14 protein-coding genes are annotated in these 16,476 nt (G+C 63.8%); 8 read left to right on the top strand and 6 right to left on the bottom strand.

Annotated elements, in window-relative coordinates; all coding sequences use genetic code 11:
• Positions 1 to 155: 155 nt before the first annotated feature.
• The 3 genes from P0D68_RS26595 to cysS form a co-directional block, all read right to left on the bottom strand.
• The gene (locus tag P0D68_RS26595) at positions 156 to 1,127 is read right to left on the bottom strand and encodes an acetyl-CoA carboxylase carboxyltransferase subunit alpha (RefSeq protein WP_007181378.1); all 972 of its coding nucleotides are present in this window, start codon (positions 1,125 to 1,127) and stop codon (positions 156 to 158) included.
• Positions 1,128 to 1,251: 124 nt separating this feature from the next.
• A complete protein-coding gene (locus tag P0D68_RS26600; protein ID WP_091793257.1) occupies positions 1,252 to 2,301 on the bottom strand; it encodes a DNA-3-methyladenine glycosylase family protein in 1,050 nt (349 codons plus the stop codon).
• A gap of 47 nt (positions 2,302 to 2,348) precedes the next feature.
• Complete coding sequence (cysS, locus tag P0D68_RS26605) at positions 2,349 to 3,746, bottom strand: cysteine--tRNA ligase (protein ID WP_091793255.1); 1,398 nt, start codon at positions 3,744 to 3,746, stop codon at positions 2,349 to 2,351.
• Between the two features lie 231 nt (positions 3,747 to 3,977).
• Between cysS and P0D68_RS26610 the strand changes: the two genes are divergently transcribed.
• From P0D68_RS26610 to P0D68_RS26625, 4 genes are all read left to right on the top strand, one after another.
• Positions 3,978 to 4,796: a tetratricopeptide repeat protein gene (locus P0D68_RS26610; protein WP_408301829.1), complete on the top strand. Its 819-nt coding sequence runs from the start codon at positions 3,978 to 3,980 to the stop codon at positions 4,794 to 4,796.
• A 68-nt stretch (positions 4,797 to 4,864) separates the two neighbouring features.
• A complete protein-coding gene (locus tag P0D68_RS26615; protein WP_091793251.1) occupies positions 4,865 to 5,446 on the top strand; it encodes a peptidylprolyl isomerase in 582 nt (193 codons plus the stop codon).
• A gap of 140 nt (positions 5,447 to 5,586) precedes the next feature.
• Positions 5,587 to 6,081, top strand: a complete 495-nt coding sequence (locus P0D68_RS26620; RefSeq protein WP_007181373.1) for a peptidylprolyl isomerase — start codon at positions 5,587 to 5,589, stop codon at positions 6,079 to 6,081.
• Positions 6,082 to 6,128: 47 nt separating this feature from the next.
• Positions 6,129 to 6,926 carry a UDP-2,3-diacylglucosamine diphosphatase gene (locus P0D68_RS26625; RefSeq protein WP_408301826.1) on the top strand — a complete coding sequence of 266 codons (798 nt, stop codon included), beginning with the start codon at positions 6,129 to 6,131 and terminating at the stop codon, positions 6,924 to 6,926.
• Positions 6,927 to 7,095: 169 nt separating this feature from the next.
• Here P0D68_RS26625 and cysE read toward each other — a convergent pair whose 3' ends face one another.
• Both cysE and P0D68_RS26635 read right to left on the bottom strand, forming a co-directional pair.
• The gene (cysE, locus tag P0D68_RS26630; protein WP_408301824.1) at positions 7,096 to 7,956 is read right to left on the bottom strand and encodes a serine O-acetyltransferase; all 861 of its coding nucleotides are present in this window, start codon (positions 7,954 to 7,956) and stop codon (positions 7,096 to 7,098) included.
• Positions 7,957 to 8,144: 188 nt separating this feature from the next.
• Positions 8,145 to 8,981: an RNA methyltransferase gene (locus P0D68_RS26635; RefSeq protein WP_408301822.1), complete on the bottom strand. Its 837-nt coding sequence runs from the start codon at positions 8,979 to 8,981 to the stop codon at positions 8,145 to 8,147.
• Between the two features lie 421 nt (positions 8,982 to 9,402).
• Between P0D68_RS26635 and P0D68_RS26640 the strand changes: the two genes are divergently transcribed.
• The 4 genes from P0D68_RS26640 to P0D68_RS26655 all read left to right on the top strand — a co-directional run bounded on the left by P0D68_RS26640 (position 9,403) and on the right by P0D68_RS26655 (position 15,941).
• Positions 9,403 to 10,206 (top strand): inositol monophosphatase family protein, encoded by an 804-nt coding sequence (locus tag P0D68_RS26640; protein WP_408301820.1) that lies wholly within the window; start codon positions 9,403 to 9,405, stop codon positions 10,204 to 10,206.
• A gap of 211 nt (positions 10,207 to 10,417) precedes the next feature.
• Complete coding sequence (gene lplT, locus P0D68_RS26645; protein ID WP_408301818.1) at positions 10,418 to 11,716, top strand: lysophospholipid transporter LplT; 1,299 nt, start codon at positions 10,418 to 10,420, stop codon at positions 11,714 to 11,716.
• Positions 11,717 to 11,875: 159 nt separating this feature from the next.
• Positions 11,876 to 14,560: a DNA mismatch repair protein MutS gene (gene mutS / locus P0D68_RS26650; protein ID WP_408301816.1), complete on the top strand. Its 2,685-nt coding sequence runs from the start codon at positions 11,876 to 11,878 to the stop codon at positions 14,558 to 14,560.
• Complete coding sequence (locus P0D68_RS26655) at positions 14,547 to 15,941, top strand: hypothetical protein (protein WP_408301832.1); 1,395 nt, start codon at positions 14,547 to 14,549, stop codon at positions 15,939 to 15,941. The genes mutS and P0D68_RS26655 overlap by 14 nt, the downstream gene beginning before the upstream one ends.
• On the opposite strand, the gene P0D68_RS26660 is transcribed toward P0D68_RS26655, so the two are convergent.
• Positions 15,921 to 16,460: an FKBP-type peptidyl-prolyl cis-trans isomerase gene (locus P0D68_RS26660; RefSeq protein ID WP_011488927.1), complete on the bottom strand. Its 540-nt coding sequence runs from the start codon at positions 16,458 to 16,460 to the stop codon at positions 15,921 to 15,923. The two genes, P0D68_RS26655 and P0D68_RS26660, sit on opposite strands and share 21 nt — an antisense overlap.
• Between the last annotated feature and the right edge of the window lie 16 nt (positions 16,461 to 16,476).

Raw genomic sequence — 16,476 nt, forward strand, 5'->3', positions numbered from 1 at the left:
TTTTAAAAACACACCGATATCCGCGGGTCTGGGGCGCGGGGGCACCCCAAACCCCCCCCCCCCTCGATAACGAGGCGGTCGGCGGGCGTTTCGGCGGTGGAAGTCACGTCGCTAGCGCGTGAAGCGCTGAAGGACGAAAGAGAACGCGCGCGGGCTTAGGCACCCGGCGTCGTTTCCTTGAACTTGCCGTACGACATCAGCCGTTCAAAACGGCGTTGACGCAGGTCGTTGATGCTCATGCCCTGGAACTGGCGCAGCGAATCTGCAAGCGCACGGCGCAGCATGGCGGCCATGCCCTTCGGATCGCGATGCGCGCCGCCGAGCGGCTCATTCACGATCTTGTCGATCAGGCCGAGCGCCTTCAGCCGATGCGCGGTCAACCCGAGCGCTTCCGCGGCTTCCGGCGCTTTCGCGGCGCTCTTCCACAGAATGGATGCGCAGCCTTCCGGCGAAATCACCGAATAGGTCGAGAATTGCAGCATCAGCACGCTGTCGCCCACAGCAATCGCCAGCGCGCCGCCCGATCCGCCTTCACCGATAATCGTCGCGATCAGCGGCGTTTTCAGTTCCGCCATGACGTACAGATTGCGGCCGATCGCTTCCGATTGACCACGCTCTTCCGCGCCGATGCCCGGATAGGCGCCCGGCGTGTCGATGAACGTGAAAATCGGCAAGCCGAATTTTTCGGCGAGACGCATCAGACGTTCGGCCTTACGATAGCCTTCCGGACGCGGCATGCCGAAGTTGCGCAGCGCGCGCTCCTTCGTGTCGCGACCCTTCTGATGGCCGATCACCATACAGGCCTGGCCATTGAAACGCGCGAGGCCGCCGACAATCGACAGGTCGTCCGCATAGTTACGGTCGCCGTGCAGTTCGTGGAAATCCGTGAACAGCTCGTTCACGTAGTCGAACGTGTACGGGCGTTGCGGATGACGGGCGATTTGCGAAACCTGCCACGGCGTGAGGTTCGCGTACAGATCTTTGGTGAGCTGTTGACTCTTCTTGGACAGCCGCTCGATCTCTTCCGAAATGTCGACGGCCGAATCGTCCTGCACGAAGCGCAATTCTTCGATCTTCGCTTCGAGTTCAGCGATCGGCTGTTCGAAATCCAGAAAGGTGGTCTTCATTGGTTGTAATCCTTGGACTTACCGGCAGCGCGTATTCTAACCGCGCTCGCCGATGTCAAAACCATCTCGCAACTATCAATCTTTAACAATCGATAGTTTTTGATCTGATCCCGTTTCTTGTTCTTCAGTAGTCGACCGGCAATGGGTCAAGACTACGCCACATATACCAGGTGGCGACGGTACGCCACGGCTCCCAGTTGGCGGCGACCTCGCGCGCTTCGCTTCGCGTGACAGGTTCGCCGCTGAAATAATTGACGCTGATCGCGCGGATCAGGCCCAGGTCGTCGAGCGGCAAGACGTCCGGACGCGACAGATTGAAGATCAGGAACATCTCCGCGGTCCAGCGGCCGATGCCGCGAATCTGCGTGAGCTCGGCGATCACCGCCTCATCTTCCATCGACGTCCATTTACCGACGTGCAGCGCACCCGAAACGAAATGCTGCGCGAGATCGAGCACGTATTCGGCCTTGCGTTTGGACAGCCCGCACGCGGTCAGTTTTTCCAGACCGAGCTTGATGAACTGCTGCGGCACGAGCTTCGGACAGGCGGCCTCGACTTTCGCCCAGACCGCTTGCGCGGACGCCACCGAAATCTGCTGCCCGACCACCGAGCGCGCGAGCGTGACGAACGGATCCCCGCGGCTCAGCAGATGCACCGGACCGAACTTCGGAATCAGTTTCTTCAGAATGCGATCGCGCTTGACGAGGTCGGCACACGCCTTGTCCCAATACGCGGGCCGCGTGACTTCAGGCGTGAGCCCGCCGATCTGCACCGGCGCCGCGGCTTCGTTCGCGCTCGACGCTTCGCCGCCCGCGGCGGTGGACGCGCGCGTCTTGCGCACGACTTCGCCTTCGTGGCCCTCGGCCGTCACGCGCGCGAGCTCCTGCACGTCGCCGGCCAGTTCAGCCGGCAAGGCGCCATTACCCTTCGTACGCGTCGCCTTCGCGCGCTTCACAACAGGCGCATGCGCCGACGCACCGTTGAGCGCGCGTTTGACCGCGGTCTTTTTCGCTGCGCCCGCTGCGGTCTTGGCCACCACCCCGGCGGCTTTCGACGATGCTTTCTTTACCACGCTGCTGCTCGCGCGAGCCGACGTGCGTGTCGACTTTCCCGCGGCTGCCGCGTTTGTTTGAGACGCGGCTCGTTTAGCCGGCGTCTTCGTGGCCGTTGCCATCCTGCCTCCTGCCTGGCGAGTCGATCAAAGGGACGGTCGAGGTGCGCTCACACGCGCCGCCACTCAGTCAACCCACCGGGTTTGTCTTCAAGTGCAACGCCGGCCTCGAGCAATTCGGACCGGATCCGGTCTGCTGCCGCAAAGTCCTTCGCCTGCTTGGCGGCCGTGCGCGCGGCAATCTTCGCTTCGATCGCGTCGGCCTCGAGCGCGCCAGCGGCGGCTGCCCCCGCTGCCTGCTGCAGGAAGGCGCGCGGCTCGCGGCCGAGCAGTCCGATCACAGCGCCAAGCGAGCGCAATTGACGGGCCAGCGCAGGATCGCGCGTGCGGTTCACTTCAGTTGCCAACTCGAACAACACCGATACGGCAACCGGCGTGTTGAAGTCGTCGTTCATTGCTGCCTGGAAACGCTGCGCATACGCTTCGTTCCAGTCGAGTTCCGCGCCATCAGGCGTGACGTCTTTCAGCGCGGTGTACAAACGCGTGAGGGCGTTGCGCGCGTCGTCGATATGCACGTCGCTGTAATTCAGCGGCGAGCGGTAATGCGCGCGCGCGATGAAAAACCGCACGACCTCGGCATCGTACTGCGCCAATACTTCGCGAATCGTAAAGAAGTTGTTCAACGACTTCGACATCTTCTCATTGTCGATCTGCACGTAGCCGTTGTGCATCCAGAAATTGACGAAGGTTTGACCGGTAGCGGCTTCACTTTGCGCAATCTCGTTTTCGTGGTGCGGAAACTGCAGGTCCTGCCCGCCGCCGTGAATGTCGAAATGGTCGCCGAGCAACGTGCAGCCCATGGCCGAGCATTCGATATGCCAGCCCGGACGGCCACGCCCGTACTTCGAATCCCAGCCGGTGTCGGCGGGCTCTTCCGGTTTGGCCTGCTTCCACAGCACGAAGTCGAGTGGGTCCTGCTTCGCGTCGTTCGCCGCGACGCGTTCGCCCGCGCGCAGATCTTCGAGCGACTTGCCCGAAAGCTTGCCGTAGTTCGCAAACTTGCGTACCGCGTAATTCACGTCGCCGTCGCTCGCCTGGTAGGCGTAGCCGTTCGCTTCGAGGCGCTCGATCATGCCGAGCATCTGCGGAATGAAATCGGTCGCGCGCGGCTCGACGTCGGGGCGCTGGATGCCGAGCGCGTCCGCGTCTTCATGCAGTGCCTTGATGAAGCGGTCGGTCAGCGATTTGATCGTTTCGCCGTTCTCCACTGCGCGCCGGATGATCTTGTCGTCGATATCCGTGATGTTGCGCACGTAGGTCACGTCGTAGCCGAGCGTGCGCAACCAGCGCTGCACGATGTCGAACACGACCATCACCCGCGCATGACCGACGTGACAATAGTCGTACACGGTCATCCCGCAGACGTACATCCGCACGACACCGTCTTGCAGCGGCACGAAGGTTTGCTTGTCACGCGCGAGCGTGTTGTAGATGCGCAGTGATTCCATAGAGAACGGTGCGTGGGCCGAAAGAAATCCGCAATGTGTTTCAAGCGCGCCGCGCCCAGCGAACAGACGGCGGGAGCGTCGCGTACAGCAAAACCGGTGCAACGGGTGCGGCGGTCAGGCTGCGATCAAGGCGGAGACGACCACGAGTGGCGAAAAGACAGTTTGCGGTTCGACGGAACGCGCAGACCTTTTGTTAGAATGGGTCGGAGTATAACATCCAGACCTGAGCCTATGAAACCTTCAAGCGGCCGCGCGCGCAGCGCTGCGACCCTCGCCGCGACGGCCTTCGGCGGTGTCGTGCGTGGCATGACGCACGGCGTGATCCGCGGCGTCGCTCTCAACGCCACGCGCGCCCTCACGTTGCGCGCGGCCGTCGCGGTCGCGCTCGCAGCCGTACCTGCTGCGGCAGCGTTTGCGCAGAAAACCGCCACGCTGCCGCAAGGCCCGGCCGTGCGCGACAACACGCCGGAAATCGACGCGTCGATCGCGCAGAAAAACTGGGCGGCCTCATTGACGCAGCTCGACGCGCGCATCGCCTCGAATCCGCGCGACGCTCAAGCGAAATTCAAGCGCGGCACGGTGCTCGCCCACCTGGGCCGCGACGACGAAGCGATCACCGCGTTCACCGAACTCACGCAGACCTACCCCGAGTTGCCCGAGCCGTATAACAACCTCGCCGCGCTCTATGCGAAGCAAGGCCGTTATGCCGAAGCGCGCGCCGCGCTCGAAACGGCAACCAAGGTCAATCCGGGCTACGGCCTCGCGTACGAAAATCTCGGCGACCTGTATCTGCGCATGGCCAACGAAGCCTATCGCCGCGCGCAGAGCCTGGGCAAGGTGAGCCCCACGACTACGCAGCGCCTCGCGGACATCCAGAAAGTCATCTCGCCGACCGCGGCCAAACCGCAATCTTCGGCGAGGCAAGCCGCCAGCGCGGAAGACGACTACACTGCCCGCGCCACGTCGAACATGACGCAGACGCCGAGCTTCCAGTACGGTGGCGCGAACGGCTCGCTCGCCATGCCGCCTTACATGGCGCCATCGAAATAGCGCCGCGACGCGCAGGTACGCGCAGTCAGGTTTACGCGCAACACGTTTTTCCAACCCTGAGGATCTTCATGAAATGGTTGATGTTGGCGCTCGGCAGCGCCGCCCTGATCGCAAACGCCCCCGCCTTTGCCCAGTCCGGTTCGCAAGCCGCGCATCCGTCCGTCCTCTTCAAGACATCGGAAGGCGACATCCGCGTCGAGCTGTATCCTGAGAAAGCGCCCAAGACGGTCGCCAACTTCCTCGACTACGTGAAGGCCGGCCAGTACAGCGGCACGATTTTCCATCGCGTGATTCGCGGCTTCATGATTCAGGGCGGCGGTTACACGCAGAGCTTCGCGGAGAAACCGACGCGCGCGCCGATTCCGCTCGAAAGCCGTAACGGTCTGAAGAACACGACCGGCACGCTCGCCATGGCGCGCACCAGCGATCCGAACTCGGCCACCGCGCAGTTCTTCATCAACACGGTGGACAATGCCGGCCTCGACTATCCGAATCCGGACGGCAACGGCTATGCGGTATTCGGCAAGGTCACGAGCGGCATGGACGTCGTGAAGAAAATCGAAAGCACCCCCACCACCTCGCGCGGCCCGATGGGCGACGTGCCGCAAAAGCCGATCGTGATCGAGTCGGCAACGGTGGTCGGCAAGTAACTGCAGCAAACGAGGCGCGCGACACATAGCGCGCCCGAAAAAAAGCGTCAGCGCTCAATCCACGCCCCGGCGCGGCCCGGCGTCAATTCACGACGACTCGCCGCGCCTTTTACCCACCCCGTTCATCAAAGGATTCCATCATGGTTGAACTGCATACGAACCACGGCGTCATCAAACTCGAACTGGACGCTGAAAAGGCGCCGAAGTCGGTTGAAAACTTCCTCAACTACGTGAAAGCCGGCCATTACGACAACACGGTGTTTCACCGCGTAATCGACGGGTTCATGATCCAGGGCGGCGGCTTCGAACCCGGCATGAAGCAGAAGCCGACGGCCGAGCCGATCACCAACGAAGCGAACAACGGCCTGAAGAATGTGAACGGCTCGATCGCCATGGCGCGTACGAACGACCCGCATTCGGCCACGGCGCAATTCTTCATCAACGTAAACGACAACGACTTCCTGAACCACTCGTCGCCGACGCCGCAGGGCTGGGGCTACGCCGTGTTCGGCAAGGTGGTCGAAGGCATGGACATCGTCGAGAAGATCAAGAAGGTCAAGACGGGTTCGAAGGGCTTCCATCAGGACGTGCCGGCGGACGACGTGGTGATCGAAAAGGCCGTGATCGTCGACTAAGCGCGAGCTAAAGGTCGACCCGTTCGAACTGATATCAGGCACCTTCAATGCTGCAAGAAACGCCGCTGCGAAGCGTCGCCGCGGGCGTGCCTGGCGAGGGCAAACGCCCGCACGCCGCACGCCCGTTTTTTTTCCTCTCCGATATTCACTTGAGCGAGGCGATCCCGCATACGGTCGCCGCGTTCGAGCATTTCATCCGCGTCACGGCCGAGCAGGCCGATTCGGTTTTCATTCTCGGCGATCTGTTCGAGTACTGGATCGGCGACGACATGCTCGTGGAGCCGTTCGTCGCACGCATGGCCGCGCTGCTGCATACCTTGTCCGAGCGCGGCATTGCGCTTTACATCATGCATGGCAACCGCGATTTTCTGCTGGGCAAGCGCTTCATGAAAGCGGCAGGCGCGATCTGGCTACCCGATCCGTTCGTGATCACGGCCTTCGGCACGCGTATCGCGCTCGCTCACGGCGATGGCTTGTGCACGGCGGACCGCGGCTATCAGACGTTTCGAAGTTTTGCGCGCAGCCGTTTCGCGCAGATGCTGTTTCTCGCGTGGCCGTTGCGCTGGCGCCAGAAGCTGGCCGAGAACATGCGCGCGAAAAGCGACGAAGGCCGCTCGCGACCGGTTTCGCCGAAGTATGACGTGACGGCGGCGGCCGTGGCCGCGTTGTTCAAGTCGTCGAAGACAGCGACCATCATTCATGGGCACACGCACAGGCCGGCGCGGCATCGCGAGCCGGCCGGCACGCGCTGGGTTCTGCCGGATTGGGATCTCGACCACGGCGAGCGCCGTGGCGGATATCTGCGTATTGATGCCGAGGGAATACGGGCGCTGCCGTTGGGTTGAATGCGGCGTTAGCGTTGGATGACGGCGCTGCCGCCGGGCCTCGTCAAGGTCTTCGCGCCGTGTGCGGCGTTGGTGGGCTAGCCTTTCCTCGTGCCGCGCAAAAGTGTCAGCGCCGACGCTGACTGCGCGCGATCTGCTTCGGCTTCGGCTTCGGCTTCCGCAAAATACCTCAACGCTCTGCCACCGCCCCATCCACCTTGCCTGCGATCGCCGCCGACAAACGCCGCAGATCGAGCAACGCCGCATCCGCGCCTTGCAGAGCTTCGAGACTCGTACCCAGCCGCTCCAGCGCGTCGACGATTTCGTCGATGCGTTTTGCCTGCGTGGCGGCGTGATCGATCAGGCCATGAATTGCCAGCGAGACGGGATCGTCCGCATTCGGCGTGATGCCGTACGCGCAAAAGCCGCTGGTTACCGCAGATGCCGTAGATGCCGCAGAGCGTTTTGCATCGCGCGCGGCGCCGCCGGCACCGGAATTCGCCGCAACGGAAGCCTCTTCCGATGCCACAGCCGCCGCCGGCACGATGATCCGCGCCGGATTGCCCACCGCCGTGCCACGCGCCGGCACGGGCTTGGTCACCACGGCATTCGAGCCGATCTTCGCGTCCGCGCCGATCGTGAAACCGCCGAGCACCTTCGCCCCCGCGCCCACGATCACGCCGCGCTCGAGCGTGGGATGCCGTTTCGCCCCGCGCGTGAGCGACGTGCCACCGAGCGTCACGCCCTGGTAGATCGTGCAGTCGTCGCCAATCTGCGCGGTCTCGCCGATCACCACACCCATGCCGTGATCGATGAACACGCGCCGCCCGAGCGTCGCGCCCGGATGGATTTCGATGCCGGTCATGAAGCGCGCCATCTGCGAGACAAACCGCGCAAGCCAGCGGCGCCTCGCGCGCCAGCATGCATGCGCGAGCCGGTGCAGCACGAGCGCGTGCAGACCCGGATAACACGTGAGCACTTCCCAGGCGCTGCGGGCAGCGGGGTCGCGCTCGCGGATCGTGGCGATGTCTTCGCGAAGTCTCGTGAACATGGCAGGGACTGTGTTGTGGGAGAAAGGGCGCACGCATGACCTGGCACGCATGACGGCGTGGCTTGCCGCTTAGCACGACGGCAGCTTTGCTTAGAACGTTTCGGGGATTGTAGGGCGATTGCGCGAAATGCGCCGGAAGCCCACGCTGCCCGCGGGGTCGTCGCGGGCAGCGTGGGCGGCGGAAACGCTCAGGACGCGTCGCCGCCCTTCGGACCGGTCTTCAGCAGAATGTGTTTGGCGATGCCGCGTACGATATTCACTTCCTCACGCTCGAGACCGGAACGCGCGAACAGGCGGCGCAAACGCGACATCAGCTTCTTCGGGTTGGCCGGATCGAGAAAGTCGAGCGCGACCAGCGCGCTTTCCAGATGCGAGAACATGCTTTCGATTTCATCGCTCGCGGCGCGTGCGCCGGCCGGCTCGCCCTGCCCCGCTGCCGCTGGAGGCGCGGCGTGCGCCGTGGTCGTTGCACTGTCGGTCGAGAGATACATGGTGCGCAACTCATACGCCAGCACCTGCACGGCCTGCGCGAGATTGAGCGAACTGTAGGCCGGATTGGCCGGAATATGCGCAAGTGCGCTGCACCGCTCGACATCCTCATTCGACAAACCCGTTCGCTCGTTGCCGAACACCAGCGCGATTTCACCGTGCGCCGCCTGCTCGCGCGCCACGCCCGCCGCGGCACGCGGGGTCCACTGCGGCGGTCCGTATTCGCGCAGCCGCGCGGTCAGCGCGATCGACCAATGCACGCCGCTCAGCGCATCGGCGAGCGTCGGCACGACGTGCGCGGAGGCTAGTACGTCGTCGGCGCCGCTCGCCATGGCAATGGCCTCCGGATCGGTTTGCACGTGCGGCACGCGTGGCGACACCAGCACGAGCCGCGAGAAACCCATGGTTTTCAGCGCCCGCGCCGCAGCGCCGACGTTGCCCGGATGGCTCGGCTCGACAAGAATGAAGCGGGTCGAGGTGAAGCCGCCGCGCAACTCGGCGACGGCGGGATCGGAGGAATGGTGGGTGTGGTCCACGATGAAATTCGGCAACTAAAGACGCGTATGGTAGCGCCAACGCCGCAACCGGTCAGAATTGCGCGCGAATGCTCACGCACATGTGCATGTACGCGCACCCGCAACCGCACGCACAAACGCGCGTGCGAATACCGGACCAGGCCGCATAAACACGCGCAAATGCCCTGCACAGCCCGCGGACTCTGCCGCGGCGCCCGGACTCAGGTAAAATACCAATATTCGCGCCCAGCTTTGCCGTCCAGCTTTGCATGAGCGCCTCGTTCTTATCCAATTCGTCTCCGTCGGCGGAATGCGCACCGGTCCTGTACCGGGCGGGCGTTCCGTGCTGTTTCCGCGCCTCGCAGAGGGCGCCCAATTAGCGCAGGTTAGCGCTCATTTACCGGCCAGCAGCCGTGCTGCCCCGGCACAAGGATCCAGTCTCATGCATCCCATGCTCAATATCGCTGTGAAGGCCGCGCGCCGCGCTTCACAGATCATCACCCGCGCATCGCTCGACCTCGATCTCGTCCAGGTCAGCAAGAAACAGCACAACGATTTCGTCACGGAGGTCGACAAAGCATCTGAAGCGGCGATTATCGACACGCTGAAGACCGCCTACCCCGATCACGCGATCCTCGCCGAAGAATCAGGCGAGTCGGATAACGAGTCCGAATATCAGTGGATCATCGATCCGCTCGATGGCACCACCAATTTCATCCACGGCTTTCCTTACTACTGTGTGTCGATCGCGCTCGCGCACAAGGGCATCGTGACGCAAGCCGTGGTCTACGACCCGACCCGCAACGACCTGTTCACCGCCTCGCGCGGCCGCGGCGCGTTCCTCAACGATCGTCGCATCCGCGTGGCCAAGCGCGACCGTCTGGCCGACGGCCTGATCGGCACCGGCTTCCCTTTCCGCGAAACGGACGGCCTCGAAGCCTACGGCCGCCAGTTCGCTGAAATGACCCAGGCCTGCGCCGGCCTGCGCCGTCCGGGCGCGGCCGCGCTGGATCTGGCCAACGTCGCCGCCGGCCGCATGGACGGCTTCTTCGAGCAAGGCCTGAATCCGTGGGACGTCGCCGCGGGCAGCCTGCTGATCACGGAAGCCGGCGGCCTCGTCGGCAATTACACGGGCGATTCGGATTTCCTGCACATCGGCGAAATCGTCGCGGGCAACCCGAAGGTCTACGCACAGATGATCCCGATCCTGTCGCGCTACAGCCGTACGCGCCAGCAATCGGCCTAAGCCCTGCGGTGTAGCGCCGGCTCCTGACCGGCATGCGGAATGCGAAAAAGCGGCTTCGGCCGCTTTTTCGTTGGCGCGCCTGCATGCCGCGGGCGTTCGTGCTACAAAGCGGGAAGCCGCGCCGGCGTGCTCGATGACCGGCTGCATTTCGCGCGTTATTCGCTGCGCCCCGCTTTGCGCCTGACTTCTCGCGCAGCTTCCGATCCGCTTCATGAAAAAAGGCTTCTACACAATCATCGCGGCGCAGTTTGTTTCGTCGCTTGCGGACAATGCACTGTTGATCGCGGCCATCGCGTTGCTCTCAGTGATTCGCTCGGCCGCCTGGGTCACGCCGCTGTTGCAGATTTTCTTCACGGTTTCCTACGTGCTGCTCGCGCCGTTCGTCGGCGCTTTCGCCGACTCGATGCAAAAGCGGCACGTCATGTTCGTCTCCAACGCGTTGAAAGCAAGCGGTTGCCTGATGATGATCGCGGGCGTTCATCCGATGATCGCCTACGGCGTGGTCGGCTTCGGCGCGGCCGCATATTCGCCGGCCAAGTACGGCATCCTCACTGAGCTGCTGCCCGCGGAAAAACTCGTCAAGGCGAACGCGTGGCTCGAATCGGCCACCGTGCTGTCGACCATTGTCGGCACGATGGTGGGCGGCGCGCTGATCAGCACCTTCGCGGACAAATTCGTCGCCCATGCGCATCTGCCACTGATCCGCTCCTCCGCCGACCTCGCCATGTTTGCGACGATGGTGACTTACGCGATTGCCGCCGCGATCAATATCTTCATTCCCGACACCGGCGCGCGTTATGAAAACCGCCTGAAAGAACCGAAGAAGCTGGTCGGCGATTTCTATCATTGCTTTAACGTACTGTGGGCCGACAAACTCGCGCAGATCGCGCTGTGGGTGACGACGTTGATGTGGGGCGGCGCGGTGACGTTGCAGTTGCTGGTGCTCAAATGGGCCAACGTGAACCTCGGCTTGTCGCTCTCGAAAGCGGCGGTCATGCAGGGCGTCACGGGGCTTGGCATCGCGGTGGGCGCGGCGGGCGCTGCCGCGCTGATTCCGTTGCGCAAGTCGCTGCGGGTGTTGCCGGTCGGCATCCTGACCGGTGCGGTGGCGATCGCCATGGCGTTCTACAACAAGGATCTGTTTCCGCCGGGCTCGGGCATTCGCATCGGCTCATACGTGCTGCCGTTTTACATTCTGCTCGCCTATCCGCTGATGATCCTGCTCGGCGCGCTGTCGGGCTTCTTTATCGTGCCGATGAACGCGATTCTTCAGCATCGCGGCGCGACGCTACTCTCCGCGGGGCATTCGATCGCGGTGCAGAATTTCAACCAGAACCTCGCCGTGCTGCTCATGCTCGGCGCGTACGCGCTGCTGCTCACGGCGAAGATGCCGGCGCAATGGATCATCGTCGTATTCGGCACGTTCATCACCTTCATGATGTGGCTCGCGAAACGGCGCAGCGCGGTGAATGAGCGCACGGTGGACATGCGGGCGATGGTGGAAGAGTGAGGCCTTGACCGAGACTAAGCCGGCGCTGCGCGGGCCGCTGGCGGTTCGTCGCACCGGCTTGGGGTTCGCCGTGCGGATTGACCATCCGGCCAGGGTCCGTTCGCCCTGACGACAGGTTAAACTCACGCCCTGAACAGCTAACGCAAGAAGACACCGAGGATGGGCATTCAAACCGCAGCGGCCAACGACGTCGCACAACATACGCCGATGATGCAGCAGTATCTCCGCATCAAGGCGGATCATCCCGGCACGCTGGTGTTCTACCGGATGGGCGACTTCTACGAGCTCTTTTTCGAAGATGCGGAAAAAGCCGCGCGTCTGCTCGATCTGACACTCACGCAGCGTGGCGCCTCGGCGGGCAATCCGATCAAGATGGCCGGCGTGCCGCACCACGCGGTCGAACAATATCTGGCCAAGCTCGTGAAGCTCGGCGAATCCGTCGCGATTTGCGAACAGATCGGCGACCCGGCTACGTCGAAGGGCCCGGTCGAGCGCAAAGTGGTACGCGTGGTCACGCCGGGCACACTCACGGACGCCGCGCTCCTCTCGGATAAGAACGATGTCTACTTGCTGGCCATGTGCGTCGCGCACAATCGGCGTGGCGTCGCGACCAGTGTCGGCCTGGCATGGCTGAATCTGGCAAGCGGCGCGTTGCGCCTCGCCGAAGTCGCGCCCGACCAGGTAGCGGCCGCGCTGGAGCGCATTCGTCCGGCGGAAATTCTGGTGGCCGACACGCCCAGCGACTCGGCGAGCTGGACACCGCCGGTCAGCGCGGGCGCCCTCACCCGCGTGCCGGTCTGGCACTTCGACATCACCTCGGGCACGCAGCGCTTGTGCGACCAACTGGAAGTGGCCGGCCTCGACGGCTTCGGCGCGCATTCGCTGACCTGCGCATGCGGCGCGGCCGGTGCGTTGCTTCTGTATGCCGCCGCCACGCAAGGCCAGCAATTGCGTCACGTGCGCAGCCTGAAGGTGGAGTACGAATCCGAATATATCGGCCTCGACCCCGCCACGCGCCGCAACCTCGAACTGACTGAAACGCTGCGCGGCACCGAGTCGCCCACGCTGTGTTCGCTTCTCGATACCTGCTGCACGACCATGGGCAGCCGTCTGCTGCGTCATTGGCTGCATCATCCGCCGCGCGAATCGGCGGTGGCGCAGGCACGTCAGCAGGCAATCGGCGCATTGCTCGACGCGCCGCCGGGCGCCGGCGTCGACGCGTTGCGCGGCGCGTTGCGGCAAATCTCGGATATCGAGCGGATCACCGGGCGTCTCGCGCTGCTCTCGGCGCGGCCTCGCGATCTGTCGAGTCTGCGCGATACGTTTATCGCGTTGCCCGAATTGCGCACGCAGCTCGCCGCCGTTTCGGCGAATGCCGATTCGCTGGCGCGCATCGACGCCTCGCTGGAGCCGCCGCAAGCCTGCGTCGAACTGCTCAAGCGCGCAGTCGCCGAGGAGCCCTCGGCCATGGTGCGCGACGGCGGCGTGATCGCGCGCGGCTACGATGCGGAACTGGACGAGTTGCGAGATATTTCGGAGAACTGCGGGCAGTTCCTGATCGACCTCGAAACTCGCGAGCGCGCACGCACGGGCATCGGCAATCTGCGCGTCGAGTACAACAAGGTGCACGGCTTTTATATCGAAGTCACGCGCGGCCAGACCGACAAAGTGCCGGACGACTATCGCCGCCGCCAGACGCTGAAGAACGCAGAGCGCTACATCACGCCGGAGCTGAAAACGTTCGAGGACAAAGCGCTGTCCGCACAGGAACGCGCGCTCGCCCGCGAACGCTCGCTCTATGAAGCGTTGCTGCAGGCGCTGCTGCCTTTTATCCCCGACTGCCAGCGCGTCGCTTCGGCGCTCGCCGAACTCGATCTTCTGGCGGCCTTCGGCGAGCGCGCCCGCGCGCTCGATTGGGTCGCGCCCACGTTCTCGCCGGACGCGGGCATTGAAATCGAGCAGGGACGGCATCCGGTTGTCGAGGCGCAGGTCGAACAGTTCATTGCCAACGACTGCACGCTCACGCCCGAGCGCAAACTGCTGCTGATCACCGGCCCGAACATGGGCGGTAAATCCACCTTCATGCGGCAGACCGCGTTGATCGCGCTGCTCGCTTACGTGGGCAGCTATGTGCCGGCGCGGCGCGCCGCCTTCGGCCCGATCGACCGTATCTTCACGCGTATCGGCGCTGCGGACGACCTGGCCGGCGGCCGTTCCACCTTCATGGTCGAGATGACCGAAGCCGCCGCGATCCTGAACGACGCCACGCCGCAAAGTCTCGTGCTGATGGACGAGATCGGCCGCGGCACTTCAACGTTCGACGGGCTCGCGCTGGCGTGGGCCATCGCGCGGCATCTGCTTGCGCACAACGGCTGCCATACGCTCTTTGCCACCCACTACTTCGAACTGACGCAGCTGCCGGCCGAGTTTCCGCAGGCGGCCAACGTACACCTGTCGGCGGTCGAGCATGGGCACGGCATCGTGTTCCTGCACGCGGTCAGCGAAGGTCCGGCGAATCAGAGCTACGGTCTGCAGGTCGCGCAACTCGCCGGCGTGCCGAACGCGGTGATTCGCGCGGCGCGCAAGCATCTTGCGCATCTCGAACAGCAATCGGCCGCGCAACCCGCACCGCAACTCGATCTGTTCGCCGCCCCCATGCCGATGCTGCTCGAAGACGCGGATGACGAGCGCGAGTCGGACGCGGCGCAGGCTGTATCGCCTGCCATGCAGGCGCTTGTGGAGCGTTTGCGCGGCATCGATCCGAACGATCTGCGGCCGCGCGAAGCACTCGATCTGCTGTACGAATTGCATGAACTGGCCGCCGCGCCGGATGCGGATCATTGACGCACACAGGCGCCCGCAGCGTCCGCGCAAACTTCGCGCGGCGCTGACTCTCGCCCTCACGCTCTCGGGCAGCGGCGTGCTGAACGCGGGACTCTTCGCGGGGCTGTCTGCGGTGATGTCAGTGGGATTAGCGGCGGGGTTATCAGCCTACGCGCCGGCGGCCTACGCCGACACGCCGCGCTACACGTTCGCGGTCATCGCCAACACGATGCAAAGCGCCGCCGACGAAGCGCCGACGCAGCGGCTGATCGACGCGATCAGCCGCGAGCGCGACATGTCGTTCATCGTGTACGACGGCAATCTGAAGGGCGCCAAAGAGGCCTGCCGCGATGCGCTCTACGAACGTCGCCACGCGCTGCTCGAAGCGTCGCGACCCGCCCTCTTCTTCATTCCCGGCCAGCATGACTGGGCCGATTGCGGCACGGCCGAGGCCGGCGGCTTCGACCCGGTCGAACGGCTCGATCAGTTGCGTCAGACACTCTTCAGCGACGCCACGTCGATGGGCCAGAACCCGATCGCGTTGACGCGTGAAAGCGAAGTCTCGCGCTTTCGCCCGTATCGTGAGAACGTGCGCTGGCAAGTGGGCGATACCGTGTTCGTCGGCCTGAACGCGCCGAGTCCGAACAATCACTATCTGACTGCCGGCGGGCGCAACGGTGAATTCGAAGATCGCGTGATCGCCAATGCGTTCTGGCTGGAACACGCCGGCGAATATGCGAAACGTCGCGACGCGCGCGCAATTGTCGTGTTCATTCAAGGCGACCCGGACCCTGAACGTTACGAACGGCCCGACCGTTTCGCATGGCTGCGTTTTGCGCGCAATACCGGCCGCGACGGCTTCCTGGAATTCAAACGCAGCCTCGTCAAACTCGCGCAGATTTTCCGCGGGCCAGTGCTGGTGATTCATTGCGACGACGAACGTGCGAGCGCCGGCTTCGTCATCGATCAGCCGCTACGCAATGACAAGGGAATGCTCGTGACGAATCTCACGCGTGTCGCGCTCGCGCCGCATGATCGGCTCAATCAGTGGATTCAGGTGGAAGCGGATCTCGGCAGAAAACCGCCGTTCCGCGTGAGTGTGCGCGACGTGCCGAAGCAGATGCCGATGCCCACGGCGCAGCCTGTTATGCCACGCGACGAACCGGCGACATCCATGCCGGCTGTACCCGCGCTCGGACCCGCATCGGAATTGCCGCCACTGTTGCAATCGCCCGGGGACTCGCAACTGGATCAGCAGCCGCGCATACCGGCCGATCAGGGCGGCGGTGGATACGGGCCGGCCACCTCGACCCCGCCCGCCTCCGCTACGCAGCCGCGCACGCCGGGCGCTTCTTCAAGCATGCCCGGCGTGCCCGCCAGTTCAGTGCAGCGTGGGCCCTGACTTGTCCTCTTCGTCGTCCTCGTCATCGTCGAGGACTTCGAGGCCGTCGGCACCGTGCGCGTGTTCGTGCTGGATTTCGTCTTCGGTAGCCGGGCGCACGTCTTTCACGGTCAACGCAAAACGCAGCGCCATGCCGGCGAGCGGATGGTTGCCGTCGAGCACGACTTTGTCTTCCGCGACGTCGGTCACCACGTAGACGAGCGAGTCGAGGTCCTCGTCGCCTTCTTCGGGTGTGCCTTCGAATTGCATGCCGACTTCGAGCGGTTCCGGGAAGCGATCGCGCGGCTCGATCTTCACGAGATCGGGGTCGTACTCGCCGAACGCGTCTTGCGGCTCGAGCTGGATCTGGGTCTCGAAGCCGGCCTCATGGCCGTCGAGCTCTTCCTCGATCTTGGGGAACGTGCCATCATAGCCGCCGTGCAGATAGACCATCGGCTCGTCGCTTTCCTCGATCAGATTGCCCTGCGCATCCGACAGCTTGTAAGCGACCGACACGACGGTGTTCTTTGCGATTTTCATTCGATTCTCCAGAATA

Origin of the sequence: Paraburkholderia sp. RL17-380-BIE-A, assembly GCF_046028085.1 — a bacterium.
Classification (GTDB): domain Bacteria; phylum Pseudomonadota; class Gammaproteobacteria; order Burkholderiales; family Burkholderiaceae; genus Paraburkholderia.

Coding starts and splice junctions, on each gene's coding strand:
- P0D68_RS26595 (WP_007181378.1), bottom strand. CDS start 1,127: ATGAAGACCACCTTTCTGGATTTCGAACAGCCGATCGCTGAACTCGAA.
- P0D68_RS26600 (WP_091793257.1), bottom strand. CDS start 2,301: ATGGCAACGGCCACGAAGACGCCGGCTAAACGAGCCGCGTCTCAAACA.
- cysS (WP_091793255.1), bottom strand. CDS start 3,746: ATGGAATCACTGCGCATCTACAACACGCTCGCGCGTGACAAGCAAACC.
- P0D68_RS26610 (WP_408301829.1), top strand. CDS start 3,978: ATGAAACCTTCAAGCGGCCGCGCGCGCAGCGCTGCGACCCTCGCCGCG.
- P0D68_RS26615 (WP_091793251.1), top strand. CDS start 4,865: ATGAAATGGTTGATGTTGGCGCTCGGCAGCGCCGCCCTGATCGCAAAC.
- P0D68_RS26620 (WP_007181373.1), top strand. CDS start 5,587: ATGGTTGAACTGCATACGAACCACGGCGTCATCAAACTCGAACTGGAC.
- P0D68_RS26625 (WP_408301826.1), top strand. CDS start 6,129: ATGCTGCAAGAAACGCCGCTGCGAAGCGTCGCCGCGGGCGTGCCTGGC.
- cysE (WP_408301824.1), bottom strand. CDS start 7,956: ATGTTCACGAGACTTCGCGAAGACATCGCCACGATCCGCGAGCGCGAC.
- P0D68_RS26640 (WP_408301820.1), top strand. CDS start 9,403: ATGCATCCCATGCTCAATATCGCTGTGAAGGCCGCGCGCCGCGCTTCA.
- lplT (WP_408301818.1), top strand. CDS start 10,418: ATGAAAAAAGGCTTCTACACAATCATCGCGGCGCAGTTTGTTTCGTCG.
- mutS (WP_408301816.1), top strand. CDS start 11,876: ATGGGCATTCAAACCGCAGCGGCCAACGACGTCGCACAACATACGCCG.
- P0D68_RS26655 (WP_408301832.1), top strand. CDS start 14,547: ATGCGGATCATTGACGCACACAGGCGCCCGCAGCGTCCGCGCAAACTT.
- P0D68_RS26660 (WP_011488927.1), bottom strand. CDS start 16,460: ATGAAAATCGCAAAGAACACCGTCGTGTCGGTCGCTTACAAGCTGTCG.